Genomic DNA, 26,076 nt, shown 5'->3' on the forward strand with positions numbered 1-26,076 from the left:
TGCCTCGGGTTGCGTGGTCATGCGCCGATCCGCTTCTCGATCGCGTCCTTCGCGTTCTTGCCGTCGATGGTCGTGACGCCGTCGAGCCACTTCGACAGCACGCCGGGGTGCTGCTTCGCCCATTCCTTCGCCACCGCGACCGGATCGGCGTGATTCATGATCGGCACCATCAGCTGGTTCTCCTCGTCGGTCGTGAACGTCAGGTTGGTCAGCAGCCGGCCGACGTTCGGGCAGCGTTCGAGATAGCCGGGCGTGACGAGCGTATAGACCTTCGCGGAGCCGTAGTTCGGGCCGAACACGCCGTCGCCGCCGTCGAGGTAGGCGATCTTGTAGTTGATGTTCATCGGATGCGGCTCCCACGCGAGGAACACGATCATCCGGTGCTCCTGCACGGCGCGCGTCACCTGCACCAGCATCCCGGCCTCGCTCGATTCGACCAGCTTGAAGCCGCCCAGCCCGAACTCGTTCCGGTCGATCATCCGCTGGATCAGCGCGTTGCCGTTGTTGCCGGCGCCGATCCCGTAGATCTTGCCGTCGAGCTGGTCGCGGAACCTGGCGATATCGGCAAAGCCGCGGAGGCCCTTGTCCGCCGCGTATTGCGGCACGGCCAGCGTGTAGCGCGCGCCGACCAGGTTGGGCTGCGGCAACTGGTGCACGGCGCCGGCGTCGACGAACGGCTTCACCGTCGGCGTCATGCTCGGATCCCAGTAGCCGAGGAATGCGTCGATCTGCGCCTTCTTCACGCCGGCCAGGACGATCGGCGGCGAGGCGATCGTCTTGGTCGCCTCGTAACCGAGCCCTTCCAGCAGCATCATCGCGACCCCGGTGGTGGCCGCGATATCGCTCCAGCCGACGTCGCCGAGCGTCACCTTCCTGCAGACGTCGGCCTCCGACGCGTGAACGGGGGCCGTTGCCAGCGCCGCCAGCAACGTGGCGGACAACATCCATGCCTTCTTCATCATGTTGGTCTCCTAAGCAAGTGCGGATCGTACTGCCTGAATGGTATGACGATTGAACTGACTGACCGGATGAAACAAACGAACTCGGGTCTGGCTTTGTATTTTTTCGTACCGTATATTAGAAAACACAAAATCGCAACATCGCACAAAAATACAACCTGCCGGTCGCCGGATGCGGCCGGCGGGCCGCACTTCACCGGATGGGCAAATCAGGTCAAGCCAAGGAGGCCCCGAATGATCAGCCAGATGGAAATCGTTTCCCGCCTGTTGCTGGCGGCATTGCTCGGCAGCATCGTCGGCATCGAGCGCGAGCGCCTGTCGTGGGCGGCCGGGTTGCGCACGCATATGCTGGTGGCGGTGGGCGCCGCGCTCGTGATGGTCGTGTCGGCGTTCGGCTTCGCCGATATCCAGAACGCGCGGAACGTGTCGCTGGACCCGTCGCGCGTGGCCGCGCAGGTCGTGTCGGGCATCGGCTTCCTCGGCGCCGGGTCGATCATGCTGCGCGGCGAGATCATCCGCGGCCTGACGACGGCGGCGAGCCTGTGGGTCGTCGCGGCGGTCGGGCTGGCCGTGGGCGGCGGCATGTACGTGGCCGCGATCGCGGCCACGGCGATCGTGCTCGCGATCCTGGCCGGCCTGAAGCCGATCGAGAAGCGCTTCTTCGCCACGCGGCAGCGCTGGGGCGTGCGCATCCTCGCGTGCCGCGGCGCCGTGAAGCTGACGTCGCTGCAGGCGATGCCAGGCATCGACGCGGCGCGCATCGTGCAGTTCGTGATCGAGCGGGACGACGCCGCGCCCGACGACGACCGTATCCACCTGGTGTTCGCAAAGATGACGAGCAGCGAGTTCCAGGCGGTGCGTCAATCCCTGCAGACCCTCGTCGGCATCAAAAAGATGGAAGAGAGCGCAGCGTAGACAGCCGTTCGAATACCATTGACGAATATTTTCGGGGACAAGTCATGTGGCAAGAAGAGCGATATCAGAGGATCCGACTTCTGCTATCGAAGATGCAGCGCGTTTCCACCGACCGGATCATGGCCGACCTGAACGTGTCGCGCGAAACCGTGCGCCGCGATCTCGTCGACCTCGAAGCGCTGGGCGAGCTGAAGCGCGTACACGGCGGCGCGGTGCAGGTGGGCGACGAAGCGCCGATCGCCGAACGCGCGCAGACGCACGTGAAGTCGAAGCTGGCGATCGCCCGGGCGGCCGCGCGGCTGGTCGCGGGCTCGCAGACGCTGTTCATCGACGCGGGCACGACCACGATGCTGCTGGCCGACGAACTGGCCAAGCTGTCGGGCCTCACGATCGTCACGAATTCGATCGACGTCGCGCTGAAGATGCGGTCGAGCGACCCGGCGCACACGAGGAACGAGACGATCCTGCTCGGCGGGACGATCGGCGCCCGCGCGGCCGCGACCGTCGGCGACGGCACGGTCGCGGAAATCTTCCGCTACCGCGCCGATCTCGCGTTGCTGTCGCCGGTCGGCGTCGATTCCGTGCGCGGCGCGACCAACTTCGACCGGATGGAAACCGAAGTGGCGCGCGCGATGGTGAGCAACGCGGCGGAAGTCGCGATCCTCGCCGATTTCAGCAAGCTCGGCACGAACAGCCGGATCAGCTTCTGCGAGCCGGCGCGGATCGGCACGCTCGTGACGGACCGGAAGGCGGAATCGGCCGACAGCTTCAAGCGTCTCAGGAAGGTCGTCGGGCGCGTCGTGCTGTCGTAGCGCGGGGCACGATCGGCCGCCGTTATGCCGCGCATGCGGCAAGCATGCCGCCGGCCGTGGCGATCGCGGCGTAATATATCCGCCGATACGACGCAGGCCCGCCCACCGGCAGGCCGTCACGGAGGCGGGCGATGGATACGGAAAGGACGGCGGCGCCCTCGGCGCAACAGGCGGAGGCGGGCTCGATCGCGCTGACGGGCGCGTTCGTGCGGCCGATGACGGTGACGCTCGACGATCTGCGCCGGCACGCGAGCGCGACGGCCGAGCCGTTCGACCTGCGCTGCTTCACGACGAACCGCTTCATCCGCTCGGTCGCGCCGTATCGCGGCGCGCGGCTGAAGGACCTGCTCGACGCGGCCGGGCTGCGCAACGATACGCCGGGCGACTTCAAGCGCATGGTGTTCGTCGCGCATGCGCACGACGGCTACGCGGTCACGTTTTCCTGGCATGAACTGTTCAACACGCCCGTCGGCGAACACGTGATCGTCGCGTTCGAATGCGGCGATACGCCGCTGTCGATCGACGACGGCGCGCCGCTGCTGTTCTCGGGCGCCGATCTCCTGCCCGCGCCGCGCCACGTGAAGCGGCTGGCCGGCATCGTCGCGCGCGTGCTCGAGGTCTGAGCGGGCGCCCGGCGCCGGCGTTTGCCGTGGCGGCCATCGTGTATGCTTGGCCGCATCGTTCAAAGGGCGGCACAACATGAAGACACCGGTACACCCCAAGCCTGAGGTGCGGTTCAGGATGCGGATCCAGCAGGCCGACACGATCGCGCTGGGCCCGGGCAAGGTTGCGCTGCTCGAAGCCGTGCGCGAGCACGGTTCGATTTCGGCGGCGGCGCGCAGCCTGCAGATGTCGTACCGGCGCGCGTGGCTGCTGATGGACGAACTGAACCGCTCGCTGAAATCGCCGGCGATGGTGTCCGAACATGGCGGTCAGAGCGGCGGCGGCAGTGTGCTCACGCCGGTCGGCGAGGAGATCATCCGGCTCTATCGCGAGATCGAGGCGCGTGCTTACGCGGCGTGCGCCGACGACATCACCGCGCTCACGAAGATGGTGCGGCGCTGAAGGGGGCTCCGTGCGAACGCTCGCGCGGAGCCGGCTCCCGCTGACGACCGGCCTGCACCGGCCCGCCGAGGGGCCGCGCAACGGCGAACGCGTCGCAGCGAATCGGGCCCTGGGCCCTAGCCGTGCCGCAGGCAGAAGCGCGGCGTGTCGCCCGCGGCGGCATCCGGCGTCATGACATTGCGCGCCTGCGCATCGAGCCGCCCGATCAGTTCGACGAAGCTGGCGACGCTGGCCGTCCGCAGCGGGTAGTACGCGATGTGGTGGCGTTCGCAGATGCGCTTGAGCTGGTTCATCGAATCGTGGTCGATGCAGTCGACCGGGAACACCACCATCTGCGCGCCCGGTAGCGCCGCGGCCAGCAGGCCCTTGCGATCCTCGATGCCGCCGTCGTGCAGCGTCACGTCGCCGCCCGCCGCTTCGACGATCCGCGTGATCGCGCGGTTCGAGCCCGGGCGCCCGCCGACGTACACCACGCGCATGCCCTGCAGGATCGACAGCGGATCGATCGCGCGTTCGGCCGGGCTCTCCGTCGACGCCTGCACCGCCTGTTCGATCGCGCTCGCTTCGGCGCGCAGCGTCTTCACCATCGTCGTCAGGTCGTCGAGCCGCGCGCGCATCGCGCGGGCGCTCGCCTGTTCCGCGACGATCCGCTGCTCGGCCGCCTCGCGCCGGCTCGTGTGCAGCGCGAGCCGCTCGTCGCGCGCGGCCAGCGCCTCGCGCAGTTCGTGTACTTCGTCGCGCAATACGCTTTCAGCCGCCAACGGCTGCGCGTTCTGGCGCGCGGCGAGGGCGTCCCGCTCCTGCAGCGCCGCGTCGCGCTGCGCGCTCATCTCGTGCAGGCGCGCCTGCTGCCGTTCGATCTTCGCGTGCAGCGCCGCATTCTCTTCCTCCAGCGCGACGAGCCGCCGGATATCGGCGCGATTGGCCGCGCCGACCAGGTGCGACAGCATGTGCAGGTCGCCGAACGCGGCCTGGCGCACGCCCATCGTCGTGCGCGGATGCGTCATCAGCGCCCAGTAGGCGGGCGGAATGTCGCCGTTCTTCAGCGCGTCCTGCCACAGTGCGAGCAGCGCGTCGGCATCGTGTGCCTTGTCGAACAGTCGGATCGCGCCGGCGTAGCGCTCGTCGAGCGCCTTGTGCAACGCCTTGCCGCCGGCCGCGCCTTCGATCGCGAGTTCGACGGCCGCGTGGTGGATGTCGAGGTCGGTGGCGTGCTGGCGATCCAGGTCGGTGAATTTCGGCACGAGCTTGCGCAGTTCGTGCGTGGTCAGGCAGGTGCCGATGATCGAGCAGTGCAGGTGCGAATCGAGTTCGGACAGGCGCGCGCGGCGCTTCAGCTCGGCCTGTTGCGCGGCGGACGGCGCGCAGCATGCGTCGACCCGCGTGCCGGTCGACGCGGACGGATGACCGCCCGGCGACGAAAGATCCGCCGTGCGGGCCAGGCGAAAAGGCGGAGCGTGCATGTTGACCTCGATCCGGCGCGGTCGAGCCGGAGACGGATGCGCGAAAGATTCGCGAAATATACCACGGAATATAACGCTCGAAATTCCGGGGAAAGCGAGCAGCGGCGCGGGGCGGCGCGCTCAGCAGGGCACGGTCGCGCGCTCGGTGCGGGGCGGTGCGGACGGACCGGGCGCCGCCGGCGAAACGGGGAGGGATGGCGGCGCGTGACGCGCCATCACGGATTCGACGCACAGCCCGACGAGCAGCACGTCGGCACGCTCCAGCGCGGCCACCGCGTCGCGCATCGCGGCCGGGTCGTTGCTGAACGAATCGGAGAACACGTCGTCGCGGGTGCGTTCGAGGCGGCGCGCGTGCTCGATCGCCCGTTCGAGTTCGGGCAGGCGCGTGAAGCGGGCGGTGCGGGCCGCGTCTTCCAGCGTCGACAGCAGTTCGCGAAACCCCATGGCGGGCAGCGCGTCGTCCGGCGTGCCGTCGGCGTGCGCGGCCGGGAACATCCGGATGAAGCGCACGATGCTGCCGCGCAGCCGCCGGAACGCGTCGACGACATCCGTGACCTGCTGCGCGCGCGCGTCGCTCGACAGCGGCCTGAGCGCGCTGATCTTGCGCGCGAGCGGCTGTTCCCGTGCGGCGCGCTGCGGGGCGCGGTCCGTCGGCGTGCGGGGCATGGTGAATCTCCGGAAGTGCAGGTGTCGATATATTCTACGGAATATATCGGATGGGCAGAAAAACGGCGTCGTGCGCGAGACACGGCGCCGTCGGCGGCCCGAACACTCTCGCGGGCCGGTCGATGTCGCGCCCGGCCGTTCCGAACGCGACCGTGAAGCGGCGGAGATGCGCAGTCGGGCGCGAGGATGTGCGCGGCGGCCGGACCCGTCGGACCCGTCCGGCCCGCTTGCGTGGCTGCGTTCGCGCCTAATGCGGCCGCGCGAGCGCCGCCGGCAGCACGGCGGCCCGGGCGCCGGCCGCTTCGTCCACGGTCGTCCTGCCGCCGTCCCGAAAGAACGCCTGCTCGGCGGCATTGTTCATCACGAGGATGCTGATGCGGCGATTGGTCGGCTCGTCCGCGACGTTCCGGTCGAGCGGCAGGACATCCGCGAGCCCGCGCACCTGGAGCAGCTTCTCTTCCCGCAATCCGCCGGCGACCAGCGCGCGCCGCGCGGCGTTCGCGCGATCGCTGGAGAGCTCCCAGTTCGAATAGCCGGCGGGGCCGTCGGGATACGGCGTCGAATCGGTATGCCCCGCGATCGACACGCGGTTTTCGACGTCGTCGAGTGCCGTACCGATCTGGGTGAGGATGGCGGTGGCATACGCTTCGGGTTGCGAACTGCCCGACGCGAACATCGGGCGCTTGAGCGTATCGACGATCTCGATGCGCAAGCCCTCGTGCGTGATCGCGATCCGGATCTGGTCCTGGTACGCGCGCAATGACGGGCTGTGCGCAATCGCCGCGGTCAGCTTTTCCTTCAGGCGTTCGAGCTTTTGCGTATCGGCGATGCCGGCGAGTGCCGCGGGCGAACTGGCCGGCGCCGGTTGCGCGTTGGTGTCGATGGCCGGCGCCGGGTCCGACAGGTCGCGGCCGCCACCTTGCACGACGCTCGGACGAGGCGCCTGTGCATCTTTGCCGCCGGACAGGAGCGTCGACAGCGGCGTGTTGAAGTAATCCTCGATCCCCTGCCTGTCGTACTTCGAAACCGAGCCGAGGAGCCACATCAGCAGGAAGAACGCCATCATCGCCGTGACGAAGTCGGCGTAGGCGATTTTCCATGCGCCGCCGTGGTGGGCGTCGTGCTCCTCGCCTCGCTTGCGGCGCACGACGACGAGCGATGCCGGGACGGACTGCTTCGACGGGGTGGAGCGACTGTCGGCCATGACGCCTCCGTTACGCGGGCTTGGGCGACTTCGTTGCGCGGACGGCCTCGTCGAGCTCCTTGAAGCTCGGGCGATCGGCCGTGAACAGCACCTTGCGGCCGAATTCCACCGCCACCGCCGGCGCGTAGCCGCTCATCGACGCGAGCAGCACGGCCTTCACGCACTGGAACGGCTTGGCCGCGGCGCGGCCCTTCGCATTGAGCAGATCCGCGAGCGGACCGATGAAGCCATACGCGAGCAGGATGCCGAGGAACGTGCCGACGAGCGCGCCGGCGATCATCTTGCCGAGCACGGCGGGCGGCGCGCCGACCGAGCCCATCGTATGCACGACGCCCATCACCGCGGCGACGATGCCGAACGCCGGCAGGCCGTCCGCCATCTTCTGGATCGCATTGGCCGCGACCGACGCCTCCGCATGGTGCGTATGCAGTTCTTCATCCATGAGGTCCTGCATCTCCAGCACGTTCACGTTGCCGCTCGACATCATCCGCAGATAGTCGACGATGAAGTCGAGCAGGTGATGATCCTCGAGCACATGCGAGTACTTCTGAAACAGCGGGCTTTGTTCGGGCGCGTCGACGTCGGCCTCGAGCGCCATCATGCCGTCCTTGCGCGCCTTCTGCAGCAGTTCGTACAGCAGCGCGATCAGTTCGACGTATTGCTGTTTCGTATAGCCGCCGCCCTTGAAGCAGGTGGGCAGGCTCTTGATCGTCTTCTTCAGCGTCGTGACCGGATTGCTGACGACGAACGCGCCCAGCGCGGCGCCGAAAATGCACAGCAGTTCGAACGGTTGCAGCAAGGCCGGCACATGGCCGCCTACGCCGACAAAGCTGCCGATCACCGACCCGATCACGACGATCCACCCGATGGCTACGAACATGATTACCTCGTCCGCGACTTGCGCCGCTGCATGTGTTGTCGAAATGCGCGCGGGACGCCCGGTCGTCCCGCTCCATGCCCGCTCGGCCCCGGTTCGTCGCGCGCCGGATGCGGTTCGAGGCCTCCCGATGCGTCGCAACGCCATGGCCGTCGGCGGGTGTTGATGCAATAACGGCGATCGTCCGGACGACTGAACCCGTGATTCCGCGTATCGCGCGTGATTCACGGCCGGCACACGTTTGCGGGCGCCGATATGCGCGATTCTCTTGATCGAGGTCAAAAAGGGCACGGTCTTCGCGCGAGGCCCCGTATGGATGCGATCCGGAAACGGCGCGGCGAACGACGTCGCTGTCCCCAAATCGGGATCATGGCGGGATGCGGGGAGCGCGGCGCCGGTCGAACGGCCGGGGCCGCGTGCCGGCAGGGTTTTCATCAGGACATGCGGGGCGGCGTACGATCCATGATGGAGAACGCGCTGTCGCAGCCAACCGCAGGAGGGCGCACCGTGACGTCCGATTCCACTCCCTCGACCGCCTTCGTGTTTGCCGGCGGCGGCAGTCTTGGCGCGATCGAGGTCGGCATGCTCCGCGAGCTGGTCGCGAGCGGCGAACGGCCCGATTGCGTGGTCGGCGCGTCGGCGGGCGCGATCAATGCCGCCTATTTCGCCGGCCGGCCGGACGCGGACGGCGTCGCGATGCTCGCCGCGCTGTGGTGCAGGCTTCGCCGTCAGGACGTGATGCCGTTCTCGATGCGCAGCCTCGTCGCGATGCTGCTGCGCAACCGGCCCCATCTGGTCGAAGCCGATGCGCTGCGCCTGCTGCTGGAACAGAACCTGCCGTACCGGCGGATCGAGCAGGCCGCGTTGCCGCTCCACATCGTCGCAACCGACGTGCTGAACGGCCAGGAAGTCGTGCTGTCCGCGGGCCCCGTCGTGGATGCCGTGCAGGCCAGCGCGGCCATTCCCGGCGTGTTTCCGTCGGTCAGCATCGGCGGCGTGGAACTCGTCGACGGCGGCGTCGCGAACAATACGCCGATCTCCGTTGCGATCGCGCTCGGCGTCAAGCGGATCGTCGTGCTGCCGGCCGGGTTCGCCTGCGCGTTGCGCGTACCGCCGCGCAGCGCGATCGCGCATGCGACGCACGCGCTCACGCTCGTGATCGCGCGGCAACTGGTGCGCGATCTGGAGCTGTATGCGGCGCGTGCGCAAATCCATGTCGTGCCGCCGCTCTGTCCGCTCGACGTATCGTCATACGATTACTCGCGGTGCGCGCAACTGATCGACCAGGCCGCGGAACGCACGCGCGCGTGGATCGATGCGGGCGGGCTCGCGCAGTGCGCGATTCCGGGCGGGCTGCGTGAGCACGATCATTCCGCGGCGTTGTCGCATTGAGGGGTGTTCGAGCGTGTGCAAGCTTACGAACGGCGAACGGCGAACGGCGAACGGCGAACGGCGAACGCCAAACGCCAAACGCCAAACGCCAAACGCCAAACGCCAAACGCCAAACGCCAAACGCCAAACGCCAAACGCCAGGCTCGCCCCCCGGAAACCAATGAAGAAAAAAAACGGCGCCATGCACGAGACACGGCGCCGCGAACGGCCTGAACGGCCGCACTGGTCAGTCGATCAGTCCATCAGTCGATCGCGCGCATCGCGTGGCGCAGTTCCTGATAGCTGCGCAGCCCCGCGATGCCGAGTTCGCGGCCGATCCCGCTGAGCCCGAACCCGCCCCAGCACACGTGCGGATAGATGAGCTGCGGTGCATTGATCCACACGAGCCCCGCGCGCACGCGCTGCTGGAATTGCTTCGCGATATCCGCGTCGCGCGTCACGACGGTCGCGACGAGCCCGTAGCGGGTGTCGTTCGCGAGCGCAATCGCTTCGTCGTCGGTGCGGAACGACTTCACGCACGCGACGGGGCCGAACACCTCGTCGGTCCACAGCGGGTTGTCGGCCGCCGGCTCGGCGATCACGACGGGCGCCATGAAGAAGCCCGCGCCGCCGGCATCCGCCACCCGGCCGCTGAAGGCGACGCGTGCGCCCGCATCGATGCCGTGCTGGAGCATCGCCTCGACGCGCGTGCGCTGCGCGGCCGAGATCAGCGGCCCCATCGCGACCTGTGCCGAGGCGGGCGGCGCGACGACGAGCGCGCGCACGGCCGTCTCGAACGCGGCCATGAAGCTGCGGTACACGCTGTCGTGCACGAGGATGCGCGCGGTGGCCGAGCACATCTGCCCCGCGTTCGTGAAAGCACCGGCGACCGCGAGCGACACCGCGAGATCGAGATCGGCGTCGTCGCGCACGATCAGCGACGACTTGCCGCCGAGTTCGAGCGTCACGCGCTTCATGTCGACGGCGGCGGCCTGCATGACCTTGCGGCCGGCCGCCGTGCTGCCGGTAAACGAAATCTTGTCGATCAGCGGATGCGCGGTCAGTGCCGCGCCAACCTCGGCGCCGCCGTTCACGACATTGACGACGCCGGCCGGCACGCCGGCCTCGGCGACGATGTCGAGCAGCGCATGCTCGGCCGGCGACGTGAGTTCGGACGGCTTCAGCACGACCGCGCAGCCGGCCGCGAGCGCGGGCGCGAGCTTCCACGCGGTCGTGACCGTCGGGAAGTTCCACGGCATCACGAGCGCGGCGACGCCGACCGCGTCGTGGAAGCGTTCGGCCGTGACGGCGTCGCTCGGCAGCGCGACCGGTTCGGCCGCGAACAGCGCCGGGTCTTCGCATAGCGTCGCGTAGTACGCGAACGTCGCGGCGACGTCGCCGACATCGGCTTCGGCCTCGAACGGCGGCTTGCCGCTCACCTGCATCTGCAGCGCCGCAAGGCGCTCGCGCGAGGCTTCGACGCGCGCGGCGATCGTCGCGAGGATGCGGCCGCGTTCGGCCGGCGGCGTGTCGCGCCAGCCGGCGAATGCGTCGCGCGCGGCACGCACCGCGGCGTCGACGTGCGCGGCCGTCGCGAATTCCTGCCAGCCGATCGCCTCACCGGTCGACGCGTTGAAGATCGGCGCGCCGGGCGCGTCGGCATGCGCGCGCACGGGCCGGCCGGCGATGTGCGCCGCGGGCAGCACGAAGGTGGCGGTGGAACGGGAAAGCTCGGCGGTAGACATGCGGTTCATCCTGTCGAGGTCGGTCGGGTTAGCGGTAGGCGACGCCCGGCATCACGCAGAGCATCTCGAACGCGAGGTTCGCGCCGGTGAGCGCGGTGGTGCCGGTCGGGTCGTACGGCGGCGCGACTTCGACGAGGTCCGCGCCGACGATGTTCAGGCCTTTCATTCCGCGCACGATCTCGAGGCCCTGTTGCACCGTGAGGCCGCCGATTTCCGGCGTGCCGGTGCCGGGCGCGAACGACGGATCGAGGCCGTCGATGTCGAAGCTCAGATAGACCGGCGTGTCGCCGACACGTTCGCGCACCTGCGCCATCAGCGGCGCGAGCGACGTGTTCCAGCATGCCTCCGCCTGCACGACGGTGAAGCCCTGCTGGCGGCACCAGTCGAAATCGTCCGCGTGGTAGCCGGTGCCGCGCAGGCCGATCTGCGTGACCTTGTCGCATTGCAGCAGCCCGTCTTCCACCGCGCGGCGGAACGGCGTGCCGTGCGCGATCTTCTCGCCGAACATCGTGTCGTTCACGTCCGCGTGGGCGTCGACGTGGACGACGGCGACCTTGCCGTACTTCTTGTGCAGCGCGCGCAGGATCGGCCATGCGATCGTGTGGTCGCCGCCGAGCGTGATCGGCCGGCAGCCGTTCGCGACGATCGCGTCGTACGCCTCTTCGATGCGGCGCACCGAGTCCTTCAGGTCGTACGGGTTGGTCGCGACGTCGCCGATGTCGGCGACCTGCAGCGAATCGAACGGGGCGGCGCGCGTGGCCATGTTGTACGGGCGCAGCAGCACGGATTCGGTGCGGATCTGGCGCGGGCCGAAGCGCGCGCCCGAGCGGTTCGACGTGCCGAGGTCGAGCGGCACGCCGACGAAGCACACGTCGAGGCCGTCGGTCGTTTCGGCTTGCGGCAGGCGCATCATCGTGGCGATGCCGCCAAAGCGCGGCATCTCGTTGCCGCCCATCGGCTGGTTCAGTTCGCGGGGCATGGGCCGTCTCCTTTTTTCTGAGGTAAAGCGATCGGCCGATGGTAGAGGAGAACGTCCGCGCGAAGATTTTGAAGTCGCAACGTTTACATCGACGGGTCTCGATGCAAGTGGCGCGGCCGCATCGACGCGGCGCAACCGAAGGCGGGACGTTGGTGCGGCCGGGTCAGCCGGAGATCGTGGGCCGACCGTGCGGCAGCGCGCCGTCGTGCGATCCGGCGGCAGGGAACGCGGTCGCGGCCGAACCCCATGCGGCGAGTTCGCGCTTCGTGCGCACGCCGAGCTTCGCGAACGCGCGCTTCACGTACGACTCGGCCGACGCGACGCGCACGCCGAGGATCTCGGCCGTCTCCGGCACGGTCTTGCCGGAGAGCAGGTGCTTGCAGGTTTCGTATTCGCGCTTCGACAGCTTCACGCCGTCGGCCGCGACTCGCGCGTCGAACCGGGCGAGCGGGTGGACGTCGGGCGTCGGGTGCGCGATGCGCCGCGCGGCCGTGGTCGACGCGTGCAGTTCGAGCAGCGGGAACAGCACGTCGCTGATGCTGCGAAAGCGGTTCATTTCGGCGAGCGTGAACGGCGGCCGGTCGCGGCCGCGCTCCAGCGCGATCGAATGCTGCGAATAGCGCGTGCCGCGCGCGAGCACGCATTCGTGCCCGATCTGCACGTCGTCGAACAGGCGCTGACGGAATTCGCCGGGCGGGATCGCCGCGATGTCGCGCACGACCAGCATCGTGCCCGTCTTGCCGCGCAGCCCCGCGAACAGCGGGTCGCTGTCGAGAAAGCGCTCGTAGTAGAGCGTCATCACGTCGGAGATTTCGGCGGATGCGGCGCCGATGCCGCTGCTGCCGATCCATTCGCATCGGTAGCCGGTGGGTAGCGAGCCGTCGACGCGCGAGCGTTCGACATGTGCGACGTCGAGCGGCACCACTTCATTGAGCAGTTGCGTGAGGCGCGGCACGAAGTGCGGCGTGCCGACCGTCTCGATCAGCTCGCCCAGCGCCTTGAACGACACGTTGAAGCGGTCGGTGTCGCGGTGGAAGGGGTTCACGTCGAGCAGCATGCGGTTCCCCGGTGAAAGGCCGGCGGATTGTAGCGTCGGCAACGAAAAACGTCATTAGGGGGAAATACCGGCAGGTGTCCTTGCGACCTGTCCCGCCGCGGAAAACACCGCTTGTCCCCCCCGAAGGGGGGCATACCGGGGCAGTGTAAATGAGTAACTTTGTCCCTGCATTTTTCAATCGAGAGACAAAAGATCCAGATGACCAAACTGATCAAGGACATCCTGCCGCTCGGCGCAGGCATCGGCGAATTCACGAAGCTCGACTTCGGGATGGACGAAAGCGACTGGCGCGCGGCGGAAGGCAAGAGCGGCAACTACATCATCGGCTGGTGGGAAGGCAAGGTCGGCTCGGTGGAGTTTCCGGAAACCGCGGCCGACGAAGCGGTGTGGCTCGTCGAGGGCCGTATCGCGCTGACCGACGTCGAAGGCAACCGCAAGGAATTCGCGCCGGGCCAGGGCTACCTGCTGCCGGCCGGCTTCGCGGGCCGCTGGGAGACGATCGAGGACGCGAAGAAGTTCTACGTGCTGCTCGAGAAGTCGTGATGCCCGAAGCCGCCGCCGTGGCGTCGTCGTCCGTGTGACGCGCGAGCGGCGGCGGTTTCGTTTCCGCGTGTGATGGCTGGGATCATGGAAATGGAAGTCAAAACAAGAGAGACAGCGCCGGTGCAGGCGCACGCAATGCGTGGCGCGCCGGTCGCACTGGGCGCCGAGGCGGCGCTCGCGAACACGAAGCTGTTCCCGTACTGGCTCGACAACCCGGCCGCGCCGGCCGCCGAGCCGGAACTCGTTGCCGACGTGACGGCCGACCTGCTGATCGTCGGCGGCGGCTTCACGGGGCTGTGGTCGGCGGTGCAGGCGAAGGAACAGATGCCGCACCTGAACGTGGTGCTGATCGAAGCCGGCAAGGTGGCGCATGGCGCATCGGGCCGCGCGGGCGGGATCATCTCGACGTCGGTGATGCACGGGCTGCCGAACGCGGTGCGCGTGTTCCCGAACGACATCGCGCAGCTCGAGGCCTTCGGCCATCACAACCTCGACGGCTTCGAGGAGGCGCTGAAGCGCTACGACATCGACGCCGATATCGAGTGGAACGGCGAGATGACGGTCGCGGTCGATCCCGCGCATATCGCGCACCTGAAGGGCGATTACGACCTGCATCGCGAGTACGGCCACGACGTCGTGCTGCTGAACCGCGAGGAAACGCTCGAACAATTGAATTCACCGCTGTTCGCGGGTGCGCTGTGGTCGCGTAACCGGAGCGGCATCGTGCATCCGGCGAAGCTCGCGTGGGGGCTGAAGCGCGCGGCGCTGTCGCTCGGCGTGAAGCTGTACGAGCATACGCCGCTCGTGACCGTGACCGACGAAGGCGGCACGGTGTTCGTGAAGACGCCGAAGGGCGGCGTGCGCGCACCGCGCGTCGTGTTCGGCAGCGGCACCGCGAAGGTCGGGATTCCCGACATCAATCGCCGCGTGATGCAGGTGCGCGACCACGTGCTCGCGACCGAGCCGCTCACCGACGAGCAGCTCGCGCGGATCGGCTGGAAGAATCGCCAGGGCGTGTACGACACGCGCACGCAGCTGAACTATTTCCGCCTCACGAAAAACAACACCATCATCTTCGGCGGCCTCGTCAGCTATCACTTCGACGGCGATCCGGAGCCGCACCAGGATGGCCGGCGCGAAACCTACTACCGGCTCGCGGAAGCGTTCTACCGCACCTTCCCGCAACTGGCCGACGTGCGTTTCTCGCACGCGTGGGGCGGGCCGATCGACTACTGCTCGCGCGGCTCGGTGTTCGCGAAGCGCTATCTCGGCGACAAGGCCGTGTTCGTCGCCGGCTATACGGGCTTCGGCGTCGCGGCGAGCCGGTTCGGCGCATTCATGGGGCTGAACATCCTGTTCGACCGCGACAGCCCCGAGCGCAAGCTCGACATCGCGAACCAGAGCCCGAGCTACATCCCGCCGGAGCCGATGCGCTGGGTCGCCGCGAAGATCACGTTCCATGCGTTCGACGGCGCGGATGCCGAAGGCGGCTGGAAGCGCGCGTGGATCAGCGGCCTCAAGGCGATGGGCTTCCCGATGTAACGGCGGCGCGGCGGCCCGGGTCGGGCCGCCGCCGGACGAAGAACACTCCCCAGAGGAGACGGTCCGCACGGCGGACACGGAGAGAGACAACCCATGAATGGAGTGAACCTGCAGGATGACGCGCGTCAGGAGAGCGCGCGGTTCGTCGTCGTGATGCTGCTGCTCGGCATCCTCGGGCCGACGGTCTTCCTCGGCCTGCCCGCGATCGTCGGGCAGGTCGAGCGCCACTGGGGTTTCGGCGAAGCCGCGCTCGGGCTGTCGAGCTTCATCGAGGTGCTCGGCGAATCGACGGGCACGCTGCTCGTCGCGTTCGTGCTCGGCCGCCAGCCCGTCCGGCTCGTGCTCGCGGGCGCGGTGACGCTCGCGGCCGGCGCGAACCTCGGCACGCTCGCGACGCACGGGCTCGTCGCGTATTCCGCATTGCAGTTCATCGCGGGCGTCGGCTCGGGCGGGCTGAACGGCATCGCGCTGCGCTACCTGTCGTACTCGCGCGCGCCGGAACGCAATCTCGGGATCATGCTGATGGGGCAGGTGGCGTGGAGCATGGTGCTGCTTGCCTGCATCTTCCCGATGCTGAGCGATGCGTGGGGCGCGCACGGCGTGTTCGGTTTCGTCGCCTGCGTGCTCGGCGCGTTCGTGCTGGCGACGCCGCTGTTTCGCCGCGGCGAGACGATGGCCGCGCCGACGCCGGCCGGCGTCGGCGGCCGCATCGACCGCAACGGCGCGATGCTCGTGCTGTGCGCGCAGCTCGCGCTGTACGGCGGCGTCGGCGTGGTGTGGACCTTTCTCGAGAAGATCGGCACCGATGCGGGCCTGAGCGGCAAGTCGGTGTCGCTCGTGCTCGGCGTCGCGAACGTCGCGAGCCTCGTGATCTGCGCGGCGATGCCGAAGCTCGGCGCCGGCGCGGGCCTGCGCCGCTGGACGCTCGTGAACCTCGGCGGCTGCGCGGTCGCGGCGGTGCTGCTCGCGCTGCCCGCGTCGGTCGCGACGTTCACGCTCGGCGCGATCGTGTTCATCGGCTGCTGGACCGGCGGCGCGCTGCTGATCTACGCGACGATTCCGCAATACGACCTGATCGGCAAGTCTGCCGTGCTGTCGCCGGGCTGCGTCGCGCTCGGCTACGGCATCGGTTCGGTCGCGGGCGGCTCGCTGATCGAGCGCGCGGGCACGCAGTCGGCGCTGCTCGCGGCGATCGGGCTGTGCGCGCTGGCGTTCATTTGCTACAAGCGGCTGCGGCCCGCGGTGTTCGGCGTCGAGCACGGCATTGGGCGCGCGCTTCCGGTGGCGCCCGAATGACGGTTGCGACGCGCGCCGCTGCCGATGGCGGCGCGCGTCCGGTTCGGTTCATCGGCGCAGGCGGCCGGCGCGGCGCGGGATGCACGTCGCGCGGGCCGGCCGGGTAACGCGCATACGCGCAGCGGCTGGAAGCATGTTCTCGAATACCACCGATCTCGATCTCCGGCTCATCCGGGTCTTTCTGGCCGTCGTCGACGCACGCGGCATCACGGCCGCCGAAGCGTCGCTCGGCGTGCGGCAGTCGACGATCAGCACGCAACTGTCGGCGCTCGAGGCGCGCGTCGGCTTCAAGCTGTGCGATCGCGGCCGCGGCGGCTTTCGCCTGACGTCGAAGGGCGAACGCTTCGCGGCCACCGCGCGCACGCTCGTCGCGGCAACGTCCGAATTCGTCGCGCGGGTGCGCGACATCGACCGCAAGCTGGTCGGCACGCTGTCGATCGGCCTGATCGGCCAGGCGCCGCTGGTCGAGAACGCGCGGGTGGCCGACGCGATCGGCGCGTTCCGCAAGCGCGACCAGGCCGTCACGTTCGCGATGAAGGTCGCGTCGCCGCAGGAGCTGGAGGAAAGCCTGGTGAACAACCAGCTCGATCTCGCGATCGGCTATTTCTGGCATCGCGTGCCGGGGCTGCTCTACACGCCGCTGTTCACCGAGCAGCAGGTGATCTACTGCGGGCGCGGGCATCCGCTGTTCCACGCGTCGCGGCCCGTGACGGCCGACGAGCTGCAGCGTCACGACTGGGTGTGGCGCACCTATCCGGTGCCGGAGGAGCAGTATCCGCTGCCCGAGCGGCGCGTGACCGCGAGCGCGGACAGCATCGAGGCCGCGACGATCCTGATCCTGTCGGGCGGCCATCTCGGCTACCTGCCCGCGCACTACGCGGAACCGTTCGAGCAGCGCGGGCTCGTGAAGGCGGTCGGCCGCGCGACGTTCAGCTTCGACGTGCCGCTGCATCTCGCGATGAAGCGCAGCGCGAGCGACAAGCCGATCGTCGACGCGTTCTGCGAGGACCTGCTGCGCGCGTTCAACATCAAGGCGGCCGCACTGGCCGCCTAGGACCGGTGCGGCGGGCCCGCCGCCGGCCGCGCGCCGCGCGTTCAGCAGTCGACGAGCACCCAGTCGAACAGCTCGCGGCGCGTGCGCACGCCGAGCTTCGCGAACGCGCGCTTCACGTACGATTCGGCCGTCGACAGCTTGACGTCGAGCTGCTGCGCGGCCTCGGGCACCGAGCGCCCGCACAGCAGCAGCCGGCAGATCTCGTGCTCGCGGCGCGACAACTGCACGTCCTGCCGTTCGAGGCGCGCGTCGAACCCCGCCTGCGATGCGGCATTCACCGACACCGCCGCCACGCGCCGCGCCGCGCAGGTGCGCGCATGCAGCTCGAACATCGGGAACAGCAGGTCGACCATCTGCCGGAAGTGAAACAGTTCGTCCGTCGTGAACGGGGCGCGCCCGACCGTGCGCGCGAGCCCGAGCGCGTACTGCAGGTGCGCGCTGCCGTGCACGAGCAGGCATTCCTGCCCGATGCCGGGCTCGTCGAAGATCCGCCGGCGGAATTCGCCGTCGGCGATGCCGTCGACATGGCGCTGCACGAGCAGCGTGCCGGCCTTGCCGCGCAGCGGCGCAACCAGCGGGTCGACCTGGCAGTAGTCCTGGTAGTAGACATCCATCACGCGCAGCGTATCGGCCGCGAAGCGCAGGCTGCCGCTGCCGAGCCATTCGACGACGAAGCCCGACGTGCTGCCCGTGTCGGCGCGCCAGCGTTCGAGGTGGACGGCGTCGGCGTCGATGCTGTCGTTGACGAACTCCGTGACCGCGCCGACGAAATCCGGCGTGCCGACCGCGCGGAGCGTCGCGCCGAGCGTGTCGGGGCGCACACCGATCAGGTAGTGGCCGCGGGCGGCCGGGTCGGGCTGGAGAAGTCGCATGGTCGGGCGAGGAAGGCAGGGGACAGCGCGACGTTACGCGAACGCCGCGCATGCGTCAGCCGGGAATTCACCGGATTCACCCGGCGGATTTCGCGCGTTGTCCCCAAAACGACGACAGGAACGCGCGCGCGGCGCCCGGAACGCGCCCGGGCCCCCTCGGCGGGGGGGCAGACCGGCGCGAATCGTCTGCCTATAGTGAAAGCACTTCGAAAACCCGATCTCCCGAAAGATCACCCGAAAGGACAGCCCATGCAGATGCAACCGACGCACGCCGCCGCGACGCCGGCGGATTTCGTTCTCACCCATGCGAAGGTCTACACCGTCGATCCGCACCGGCCGTGGGCGCAGGCGGTCGCCGTGCGCGACGGCCGCATCGTCCACGTCGGCGATACGGCGTCCGTGCAGGCGTACGTCGGGGCGCGGACCAAGGTGGTCGACGCGGCCGGCCGGCTCGTGCTGCCGGGCTTCGTCGAATCGCACTGGCACTTCGAGACGACCGCGTTCGCGTTCCAGGCGTTCGTGAACCACGAGGATCCGCAGAAGGTGCTGGCCGCGCTGCGCGCGTACGTCGACGCGCATCCGGACGAGCCGGCGATCACCGGGATGGGCTGGGTGCAGGCGACGATTCCGCCGGCGCTGCTGCGCAAGGAGACGCTCGATGCGATCTGCGCGGATCGCCCCGTGTGCCTGCTGTCGACCGATTTCCATTCGATGTGGGTGAACTCGAAGGCGCTGGAGATCGCCGGGATCGATGCGTCGACGCCGCCCGTGCAGGAAGGCGCGAGCTGGTTCGAGAAGGATGCGCGCACGGGCGAGCCGACCGGCCTGATCGTCGACGGCGCCGCCTACTCGCTGCTGATGCAGCGGATCAGCGCGGCCGGCCTGTTGCCGACCGGCATCGACCTGTACCTCAAATCGATTCCGCCGTGGCAGAAGAAGCTGTGCGCGGCCGGCGTGACGACCGTGTTCGACGCGGGCTTCTTCGATCCGAGCGGCGACCAGTCGCTGCTGTACGAGACGCTGCAGACGATGGAGCGCGCGGGCGACCTGAAGCTGCGCGTGGTCGGCAGCGTCGCCGTGATCGGCGAGATCGACGATCCGGTCGGCACGCTCGTCCGCTACCGCGAGCAGTACGATTCGCCGCTCGTGAAGGCGCGCGCGCTGAAGCTGTTTCTCGACGGCACCGAGGCGAACCACACCGCGTACCTGCTGGAACCGTATGCGGACCGCCCCGACACCTGCGGCGCGCCGACGATGCCGGCCGAGACGTTCAACCGCTATCTGGTCGAGGCCGATCGCGCGAACGCGAACGTGATGGTCCACTGCGTCGGCGACGCGGCGGTGCGGATGGCGCTCGACGGCTTCGACGCGGTCAACCGCGCCAACCCGCCGCGCGACCGGCGCCACGTGATCACGCACGCGTTCCTCACGCATCCGGACGACATCCCGCGCTTTCGCCGCGCGGGCGTGATGGCGAACACGCAGCTGCAATGGGGCGTGGTCGACGCGTACACCGAGCAACTGCGCGACCACTACGGGCACGAACGCTGGAGCAACATGTACAAGTTCCGCACGTTCCTCGACGAAGGCGTGACGGTGTCGATCGGCATGGACGGCCTCGCGTGCCAGTGCCGCTGCCAGCACAAGCCGCTCGAGCACATCGAGTCGGGCCATACGCGCCAGCTTGCCGGCGAGCCCGATGCCCCGGTGTTCCCGGATCTCGCCGAGCGCCTGAGCATTCCGCAACTGATCGCCGCGTACACGATCCACGGCGCGTACCAGCTCGGGATGGAGCACGAGGTCGGCTCGCTCACGCCCGGCAAGCGCGCGGATCTGGTCGTGCTCGAGCACGACCTGTTCGAGGTCGGCCAGTACGACATCGGCCGCATCGACGTCGCGCTGACGATGATGGACGGCCGCGTCACCCACGTGGGCGACGACTTCGGCGCGCGGACGGGCGTGCAGGCCTCCTGAGCGGGGGCGGCCGGCGATGCGGCGCCGCCGGCTTTCAGGCGGCTTGCGCCGCGCGCCGGCCGGCGCGTCCGGCCAGCGCCGGGTGCGCCGGATGTGCCGAATGTGTCGATTGTGCGGCGTGTCCCCCTATCGGCAGGGCAGACCGGCCAATTTCCTCTGGCTACATTTTTCCGGACCGAAGCACACACCGTTCGTGACGGACGGATCATGAAATCCACGGAGGAAACCATGGCAGGGGATTGGAGCAGGCATCTGAAAACGGCGTGCGCGGCGCTCGCGCTCGGCGGGCTCGCATGGGCCGGCGCGCCCGTCGCGCACGCGGCTGACGTCGTCAACGTGTACAACTGGGGCAATTCGATCGGCAAGGCGACGATCGCGAACTTCGAGAAGGCGACCGGCATCAAGGTCGTCTACCAGGAGTTCGATTCGAACGAGACGCTGCAGGCGAAGCTGCTGTCGGGCACGTCGGGCTACGACGTCGTCGTGCCGTCCGACATCTTCTGGGCGCGGCAGCTGCAGGCCGGCATCTACCGCAAGATCGACAGGAGCCAGGTGCCGAACTACGGGCTGCTCGATCCGGAAATCATGAAGGTGCTGGCGAAGGACGATCCGGGCAACCAGTACGGCATTCCGTGGACGTGGGGCACCGACGGCCTCGGGATGAACGTCGAGAAGGTGAAGGCCGCGCTCGGCAACGACGCGCCGCTCGACAGCTGGGCGCTGCTGTTCGATCCGAAGTATGCGCAGAAGCTGAAGCATTGCGGCGTGTCGGTGCTCGATTCGCCGGTCGATGCGTTCGGCATGGCGTTCGTCTACCTGAAGAAGGATCCGAACACGACCAACCCGGCCGACTACCAGGCCGCATACGAGCTGCTGAAATCGGTGCGGCCGTACATCACGCAGTTCAATTCGAGCAGCTACATCAACGATCTCGCGGGCGGCGACATCTGCCTCGCGCTCGGCTGGTCGGGCGACGTGAACTCCGCGCGGATCGCGGCCGCTTCCGCGAAGAAGCCGTATCACATCAAGTACGTGATCCCGACCGAGGGCAGCGCGATGTGGTTCGACATGATGGCGGTGCCGAAGGACGCGCCGCATCCCGACGCCGCGCTGAAGTTCGTCAACTTCGTGCTGTCGGAGAAGGAAAGCGCGAACCTGACCAACGACACGTCGTACCCGTCGGCCGTGCCGTCGTCGAAGCGGCTGGTGCGCGCCGAGGTGACGAGCGATCCGGCCGTGTTCCCGCCCGCCGACGTGATCCGCCGGCTGAGCCTCAGCAAGCCGGTTCCGCCCGAGCTGATGCGCCTGCAGAACCGTCTCTGGACCAAGCTGAAGACCGAGTAAGCCGGCCGCCTTCCCGCCCATCCTTTGCGCGTCCCGCCGCCGATCGCGGCGGGCGGGGGCGCGCTCGTCCCGACGATCACCCACCACATGACCATCAAACACATGACGGCGCTGTGCCTGCTCGCGTTCGAAGCGGCTGCGGCATGCGCACACACTCCGCAGGCGACCGACGCCGGCACGATGAAGGCGCTGCAGGCGCAGGTCGCCGCGCTGCAGCAGCAGGTGAACGAACTGCGCGCGAGCATGGCGGCCGCGAAGGCGCCAGCCGCGGCGGCCGCCGCGTCGCCCGGCACGGCCGGCCCGCTCGGCACGGCCGCGGCCGTCGCACCGGCAGCCGATTCGGCGCCGGCGTTCACGAACGACGACCTGCAGCAGATGCGCGAGCAGATCGCGAATGCGTCGCTGAAGGTCGATTCGCTGCAGGAGGCCGCGACCACCGGCCCGCTGGCGGGCCTGAGCATCACCGGCTACGTCGATCCCGTGTACCTGTTCAACCGCGCGCAGCGCACGTCCGGCTTTCAGTTCCTGAACCACGATCCGGGCGCGTACGACTACTACAACAGCACGATCGGCGATATCTACCTCGACATCAAGAAGACCTTCGGCGTCGGCCCGATGGCGCCGTCGGCGGAGATCGTGATCCAGCCGAACCGCGGCTTCGGCAACGTGTTCAGCAATGCGCACGGCGGCATCGGCAACAACATCGTCACGCAGGCGCAGGTCACCGTGCCGCTGAGCACGACGCGGACCTTCGAGATCGGCATGATGCCGAGCCTCGCCGGCTACGAAGTGCAGCCGTCGAACCAGATGCTGACGCTCACGCACGGGCTGCTGTACGACTTCAGCGAGCCGGGCAACCTGATCGGCGTCGGGCTGAAGGGCTCCAACGCGGCCATGACGCGCTTCTGGCAGGTGGTGATCGGCAACGAGGTGCTGCGCACGGCCGGCGCGATCGCGAATGCGGCGAACAACACGACGAAGACCAACTGGACGCCGACGATCACCGCGCGCTTCGACAACGCGACGTCGACGGCCTACGATTTCGGCATCTCCGGGATGCTGGGCCGGCAATCGCTGTTCTCGCCGTGCGCGCAGGCGGGCGGCTACGGCTACCAGTGCAACGGTTCGTCGCCGACCGGCCTCTACAAGTACGTCGAGGCCGACATGACCTATACGCACGACAAGACCCAGGTGAACGCGCAGGTCGACTACGGCGAGCTGCAGAAGGGCGCATGGAACGGCGGCACCGCGCGCTGGTACGGGATGTCGCTGCTCGGCCATACGAAGTGGACGACCTCGTGGATCGGGCGGATGGGCGCGACGCTGCGCTTCGACTACCTGAACGACACGGCCAACGGCGGCGGCGGCACGAACATCCAGTACGGGCTCGCGGGCGGCAACCCGTCGGTGAACGGGACGAGCGGCTTCGGCATCGATCCGTCGTGCTTCCAGGGCTCGTCGACGAACGGCACCGAATGCAAGGGGGCGCAGCGCTATGCGATCACGGCCGACCTGCTGTTCTACCCGACGCAGCAGATCACCGTGAAGCTCGAATACCGCCACGACGCCGCGAACCATCCGGTGTTCCTGAAGAACAACGGCACGTACTCGCGCAGCAACGACCTGGCCGGGATGCAGTTCATCTACACGTTCTGAGCGCCGCGTGCGCCGTCCGACCGGCGCCGCCGCGCATCACGCTCCGGGCCGTCGGGGCCCGGATTTCTTTCGACACAGGAGACTTGACCTTGAAGCTGCACACCTTCGTGACCGACCTTGCCGACCCGCGCGAGCGGGGCCGCCTGACCGGCGAGCGCTTCGCGCCGGAGATCCGCGAGACGGTCGCGCTGTATCTCGCGTTCTTCCCGAGGCTCGGCATCGCGCCGCAGCGCGCGCGGGCGATCGGCGAGGCGAGCCTGGCCGCGCTCGATGCCTGGTGCCCGCGCCTCGCCGCCGAGATCGAGGCGATCGCCGACGGCGTGGACCTGCCGCGCTGGCAGCTCGCCTGCCTGAACGCGCGCACCGAGATTCTCGCGAGCGCGCCCGCGTCGGCCGAAGGCGAGTGCTCGACGACCGTCTACGCGCCGGCCGGCCCGCACGCGCCGCGCACGCTGCAGACGTGGGACTGGCACGACAGCCTCGCGCCGCAGGGGCTGCTGATGCGGTTCGCCGCGCCGCACGGCCGCACCGTCAAGCTGTTCGCCGAATTCGGGATGCTCGCGAAGCTCGGCGTGAACAGCGCGGGGCTCGGGCTGCACTTCAACATCCTGCATCACGCGAGCGACGACGGTAGCGCCGGCGTGCCCGTGCATGCGATCGCGCGGCGCATGCTCGAAGACGCGACGACGGTGCAGGAGGCGATCGAACTCGCACGCACCGCACGCGTGAGCGCGTCGACGGTGCTGACCGTGTTCACGCGGCATGACGAGACCCCGCGCGCGGCGAGCATCGAACTGAGCCCGTCGGGCATGGCGGTGGTCGTGCCGCGTCCGGACGGCTGGCTGCTGCATACGAACCACTTCCTCGACCGCGCGTTGAGCGGCGGCGACTGCATGCCCGACAGCTCGACCACGCGCGAACGCTTCGCGCACCTGAACACGGTCGTCGGCGGGATGACGGGCGCCGACCTGCGCGAGCGCGCGGCGGCGATGTGCGGCGCGGCCGGCGACCGGGCCATCGTGTGTTTCCATCCGGACCTGTCGATGCCCGACACCGAGCGCTGGGAAACGCTGCTGACCGTCGGCATCGATACCGATGCGTGCGCGCTCGACTACGTGGCCGGCAATCCGCACGCGCTTGCGCGCGACGGCTTCCTGCGGTTCTGACGGAAGGGCCGGCGGGCGGCGGGTGGCGCGGCATGCGCGCGCCGCCCGCGCGCGGCTCACGCGTCGATGCGCTCGACCTTGCCGACCAGCAGCCCGTACGACAGGCTGCCCACGAGCGCCATCGCGGCGATGTAGGTGATCGCACGCGAGAAGTCCGCGCCGTTCACGAGCAGCCCGATCACGATCGGCGTCGCGATCGCGGACAGGTTGCCGATCAGGTTGAACACGCCGCCCGTGAGGCCGAGCAGCCGCGCGGGCGCGAGCCCAGACACCAGCGACCACGTGATCGACGCGAAGCCGTTGCCGAAGAACGCGATCGTCATGAACGCGATGACCCAGCCCGTCGAACTGACGTAGTTCGCGCCGATGATGCAGGTCGAGATCAGCAGCCCCGAGATGATCGGCAGCTTGCGCGCGAAACCCTGCGACGCGCCGCGCCGCATCAGCCAGTCCGACAGCACGCCCGAGCACAGCACGCCGACGAACGCGGCGAGGAACGGCAGCGACGCGAGGAAGCCCGACTTGATGAAGTCCATCCCGCGATACTTGACGAGGTAGGTCGGAAACCACGTGAGGAAGAACCACAGCGTCGAGTTCAGCGCGAACTGGCCGAGATAGATGCCCCACAGCTTGCGCCGGCCGAGCACGATGCCGAGGTCGCGCCACGTCGACGGCGTGCGCGCGCCGCGCGCCGCGATGCGGTCTTCCAGGTCGACCAGCCCGCCGCCGTCGCGGATCAGCGCGATCTCGGCCGCATTGACGCCGCGAAACGCGCGCGGCTCGCGGTACACCGCGTACCAGATCGCGGCCCACGCGATGCCCGCGAGACCGGTCGCGACGAACACCATGTGCCAGCCGAGATGCACCTGCAGCCACGCGAGCACCGGCGTGAGGAACGCGAGGCCGACGAACTGGCCCGACGTGTAGCCGCCGATCGCGCTCGCGCGTTCGCGGGTCGGGAACCACGTCGTCACCACGCGGTTGTTGATCGGGTAGGCGGGCGCTTCGAGCGCGCCGACCGCGAGGCGCAGCACGATCAGCCCGACGAACGAGCCCGCGAAGCCCAGCAGCAGCGTCGCGGCCGACCACAGCGCGAGCGCGCCGGCATACAGCGCGCGCGGCGACACCTTGTCGACGAGCCAGCCGCCGGGAATCTGCATCAGCGCATAGGTCCAGCCGAACGCGGAGAACACGAGGCCCGCGCGAACCGGATCGATGTTCAGCTCCTTGAACAGCGCGGGCGCGGCGATCGACAGGTTGCTGCGGTCGAGATAGTTGATCACGACCGTGACGAACAGCAGCGCGAGGATCAGCAGCCGCTTGCGGCTCGGCGTCGCGTGTGCCGCTTCCGCGCGAACGGCGGAACCGGATGGCGTGCCGGCATGCGCGGGCAATGGCTCGGGCGGGTTGGCGCGGGTGCGCGACGCGGAAGGGGCCACGGTTGTCTCCTGTGTTCTGTGCGCGGCCGGCGCCCGTGAACGGGGCGGCCGGAGCGAATGGCGTTGGGGCGAACGTT

At 68.7% G+C, this 26,076-nt stretch carries 23 protein-coding genes; 13 read left to right on the forward strand and 10 right to left on the reverse strand.

What is annotated here, in order from left to right; genetic code table 11:
• Positions 1 to 17 precede the first annotated feature (17 nt).
• Positions 18 to 962, reverse strand: a complete 945-nt coding sequence (locus GQ56_RS0129175) for a choline ABC transporter substrate-binding protein (protein WP_031402022.1) — start codon at positions 960 to 962, stop codon at positions 18 to 20.
• Between the two features lie 231 nt (positions 963 to 1,193).
• Between GQ56_RS0129175 and GQ56_RS0129180 the strand changes: the two genes are divergently transcribed.
• The 4 genes from GQ56_RS0129180 (at position 1,194) to GQ56_RS0129195 (ending at position 3,751) form a co-directional block, all read left to right on the forward strand.
• Positions 1,194 to 1,874 (forward strand): MgtC/SapB family protein, encoded by a 681-nt coding sequence (locus tag GQ56_RS0129180; protein ID WP_031402023.1) that lies wholly within the window; start codon positions 1,194 to 1,196, stop codon positions 1,872 to 1,874.
• A gap of 44 nt (positions 1,875 to 1,918) precedes the next feature.
• Complete coding sequence (locus GQ56_RS0129185; protein ID WP_031402024.1) at positions 1,919 to 2,686, forward strand: DeoR/GlpR family DNA-binding transcription regulator; 768 nt, start codon at positions 1,919 to 1,921, stop codon at positions 2,684 to 2,686.
• A 131-nt stretch (positions 2,687 to 2,817) separates the two neighbouring features.
• The gene (locus tag GQ56_RS0129190; protein WP_031402025.1) at positions 2,818 to 3,309 is read left to right on the forward strand and encodes a molybdopterin-dependent oxidoreductase; all 492 of its coding nucleotides are present in this window, start codon (positions 2,818 to 2,820) and stop codon (positions 3,307 to 3,309) included.
• A gap of 76 nt (positions 3,310 to 3,385) precedes the next feature.
• The gene (locus tag GQ56_RS0129195; RefSeq protein WP_235212787.1) at positions 3,386 to 3,751 is read left to right on the forward strand and encodes a winged helix-turn-helix domain-containing protein; all 366 of its coding nucleotides are present in this window, start codon (positions 3,386 to 3,388) and stop codon (positions 3,749 to 3,751) included.
• Positions 3,752 to 3,867: 116 nt separating this feature from the next.
• On the opposite strand, the gene GQ56_RS0129200 is transcribed toward GQ56_RS0129195, so the two are convergent.
• The 4 genes from GQ56_RS0129200 to motA form a co-directional block, all read right to left on the reverse strand.
• Positions 3,868 to 5,214, reverse strand: a complete 1,347-nt coding sequence (locus tag GQ56_RS0129200; protein ID WP_031402027.1) for a DUF2325 domain-containing protein — start codon at positions 5,212 to 5,214, stop codon at positions 3,868 to 3,870.
• 120 nt (positions 5,215 to 5,334) lie between these two features.
• Positions 5,335 to 5,880 (reverse strand): hypothetical protein, encoded by a 546-nt coding sequence (locus GQ56_RS0129205; RefSeq protein WP_031402028.1) that lies wholly within the window; start codon positions 5,878 to 5,880, stop codon positions 5,335 to 5,337.
• Positions 5,881 to 6,127: 247 nt separating this feature from the next.
• Entirely contained in the window at positions 6,128 to 7,084 is a 957-nt protein-coding gene (gene motB, locus GQ56_RS0129210) for a flagellar motor protein MotB (RefSeq protein WP_031402029.1), read from the reverse strand.
• Positions 7,085 to 7,094: 10 nt separating this feature from the next.
• Positions 7,095 to 7,964: a flagellar motor stator protein MotA gene (motA, locus tag GQ56_RS0129215; protein ID WP_031402030.1), complete on the reverse strand. Its 870-nt coding sequence runs from the start codon at positions 7,962 to 7,964 to the stop codon at positions 7,095 to 7,097.
• A 462-nt stretch (positions 7,965 to 8,426) separates the two neighbouring features.
• Here motA and GQ56_RS0129220 point away from each other — a divergent pair, with 462 nt between their 5' ends.
• Complete coding sequence (locus GQ56_RS0129220; RefSeq protein ID WP_052007358.1) at positions 8,427 to 9,353, forward strand: patatin-like phospholipase family protein; 927 nt, start codon at positions 8,427 to 8,429, stop codon at positions 9,351 to 9,353.
• Between the two features lie 242 nt (positions 9,354 to 9,595).
• Here GQ56_RS0129220 and GQ56_RS0129225 read toward each other — a convergent pair whose 3' ends face one another.
• The 3 genes from GQ56_RS0129225 to GQ56_RS0129235 all read right to left on the reverse strand — a co-directional run bounded on the left by GQ56_RS0129225 (position 9,596) and on the right by GQ56_RS0129235 (position 13,113).
• Positions 9,596 to 11,077, reverse strand: a complete 1,482-nt coding sequence (locus GQ56_RS0129225) for an aldehyde dehydrogenase family protein (RefSeq protein ID WP_031402032.1) — start codon at positions 11,075 to 11,077, stop codon at positions 9,596 to 9,598.
• 28 nt (positions 11,078 to 11,105) lie between these two features.
• Positions 11,106 to 12,056, reverse strand: a complete 951-nt coding sequence (gene speB / locus GQ56_RS0129230) for an agmatinase (RefSeq protein WP_031402033.1) — start codon at positions 12,054 to 12,056, stop codon at positions 11,106 to 11,108.
• 163 nt (positions 12,057 to 12,219) lie between these two features.
• Positions 12,220 to 13,113, reverse strand: a complete 894-nt coding sequence (locus tag GQ56_RS0129235; RefSeq protein WP_031402034.1) for a helix-turn-helix transcriptional regulator — start codon at positions 13,111 to 13,113, stop codon at positions 12,220 to 12,222.
• A 198-nt stretch (positions 13,114 to 13,311) separates the two neighbouring features.
• Between GQ56_RS0129235 and GQ56_RS0129240 the strand changes: the two genes are divergently transcribed.
• From GQ56_RS0129240 to GQ56_RS0129255, 4 genes are all read left to right on the forward strand, one after another.
• The gene (locus GQ56_RS0129240; RefSeq protein ID WP_031402035.1) at positions 13,312 to 13,656 is read left to right on the forward strand and encodes a cupin domain-containing protein; all 345 of its coding nucleotides are present in this window, start codon (positions 13,312 to 13,314) and stop codon (positions 13,654 to 13,656) included.
• Between the two features lie 84 nt (positions 13,657 to 13,740).
• A complete protein-coding gene (locus tag GQ56_RS0129245) occupies positions 13,741 to 15,198 on the forward strand; it encodes an NAD(P)/FAD-dependent oxidoreductase (RefSeq protein WP_031402036.1) in 1,458 nt (485 codons plus the stop codon).
• Positions 15,199 to 15,291: 93 nt separating this feature from the next.
• Positions 15,292 to 16,494 carry an MFS transporter gene (locus tag GQ56_RS0129250; RefSeq protein ID WP_031402037.1) on the forward strand — a complete coding sequence of 401 codons (1,203 nt, stop codon included), beginning with the start codon at positions 15,292 to 15,294 and terminating at the stop codon, positions 16,492 to 16,494.
• A 133-nt stretch (positions 16,495 to 16,627) separates the two neighbouring features.
• Complete coding sequence (locus GQ56_RS0129255; RefSeq protein ID WP_031402038.1) at positions 16,628 to 17,548, forward strand: LysR family transcriptional regulator; 921 nt, start codon at positions 16,628 to 16,630, stop codon at positions 17,546 to 17,548.
• 41 nt (positions 17,549 to 17,589) lie between these two features.
• Here GQ56_RS0129255 and GQ56_RS0129260 read toward each other — a convergent pair whose 3' ends face one another.
• Positions 17,590 to 18,420 (reverse strand): helix-turn-helix transcriptional regulator, encoded by an 831-nt coding sequence (locus GQ56_RS0129260; protein WP_031402039.1) that lies wholly within the window; start codon positions 18,418 to 18,420, stop codon positions 17,590 to 17,592.
• A gap of 249 nt (positions 18,421 to 18,669) precedes the next feature.
• Between GQ56_RS0129260 and GQ56_RS0129265 the strand changes: the two genes are divergently transcribed.
• From GQ56_RS0129265 to GQ56_RS0129280, 4 genes are all read left to right on the forward strand, one after another.
• Positions 18,670 to 20,394 carry an amidohydrolase gene (locus tag GQ56_RS0129265; RefSeq protein WP_031402040.1) on the forward strand — a complete coding sequence of 575 codons (1,725 nt, stop codon included), beginning with the start codon at positions 18,670 to 18,672 and terminating at the stop codon, positions 20,392 to 20,394.
• Between the two features lie 228 nt (positions 20,395 to 20,622).
• Entirely contained in the window at positions 20,623 to 21,738 is a 1,116-nt protein-coding gene (locus GQ56_RS0129270; protein WP_031402041.1) for a polyamine ABC transporter substrate-binding protein, read from the forward strand.
• An 87-nt stretch (positions 21,739 to 21,825) separates the two neighbouring features.
• A complete protein-coding gene (locus tag GQ56_RS0129275; protein WP_031402042.1) occupies positions 21,826 to 23,394 on the forward strand; it encodes a DUF3138 family protein in 1,569 nt (522 codons plus the stop codon).
• Between the two features lie 89 nt (positions 23,395 to 23,483).
• Positions 23,484 to 24,560 carry a C45 family autoproteolytic acyltransferase/hydolase gene (locus GQ56_RS0129280; RefSeq protein WP_031402043.1) on the forward strand — a complete coding sequence of 359 codons (1,077 nt, stop codon included), beginning with the start codon at positions 23,484 to 23,486 and terminating at the stop codon, positions 24,558 to 24,560.
• Positions 24,561 to 24,616: 56 nt separating this feature from the next.
• On the opposite strand, the gene GQ56_RS0129285 is transcribed toward GQ56_RS0129280, so the two are convergent.
• A complete protein-coding gene (locus tag GQ56_RS0129285) occupies positions 24,617 to 25,999 on the reverse strand; it encodes an MFS transporter (RefSeq protein WP_031402044.1) in 1,383 nt (460 codons plus the stop codon).
• Positions 26,000 to 26,076 lie beyond the last annotated feature (77 nt).

Source organism: Burkholderia paludis, from assembly GCF_000732615.1.
GTDB lineage: Bacteria > Pseudomonadota > Gammaproteobacteria > Burkholderiales > Burkholderiaceae > Burkholderia > Burkholderia paludis.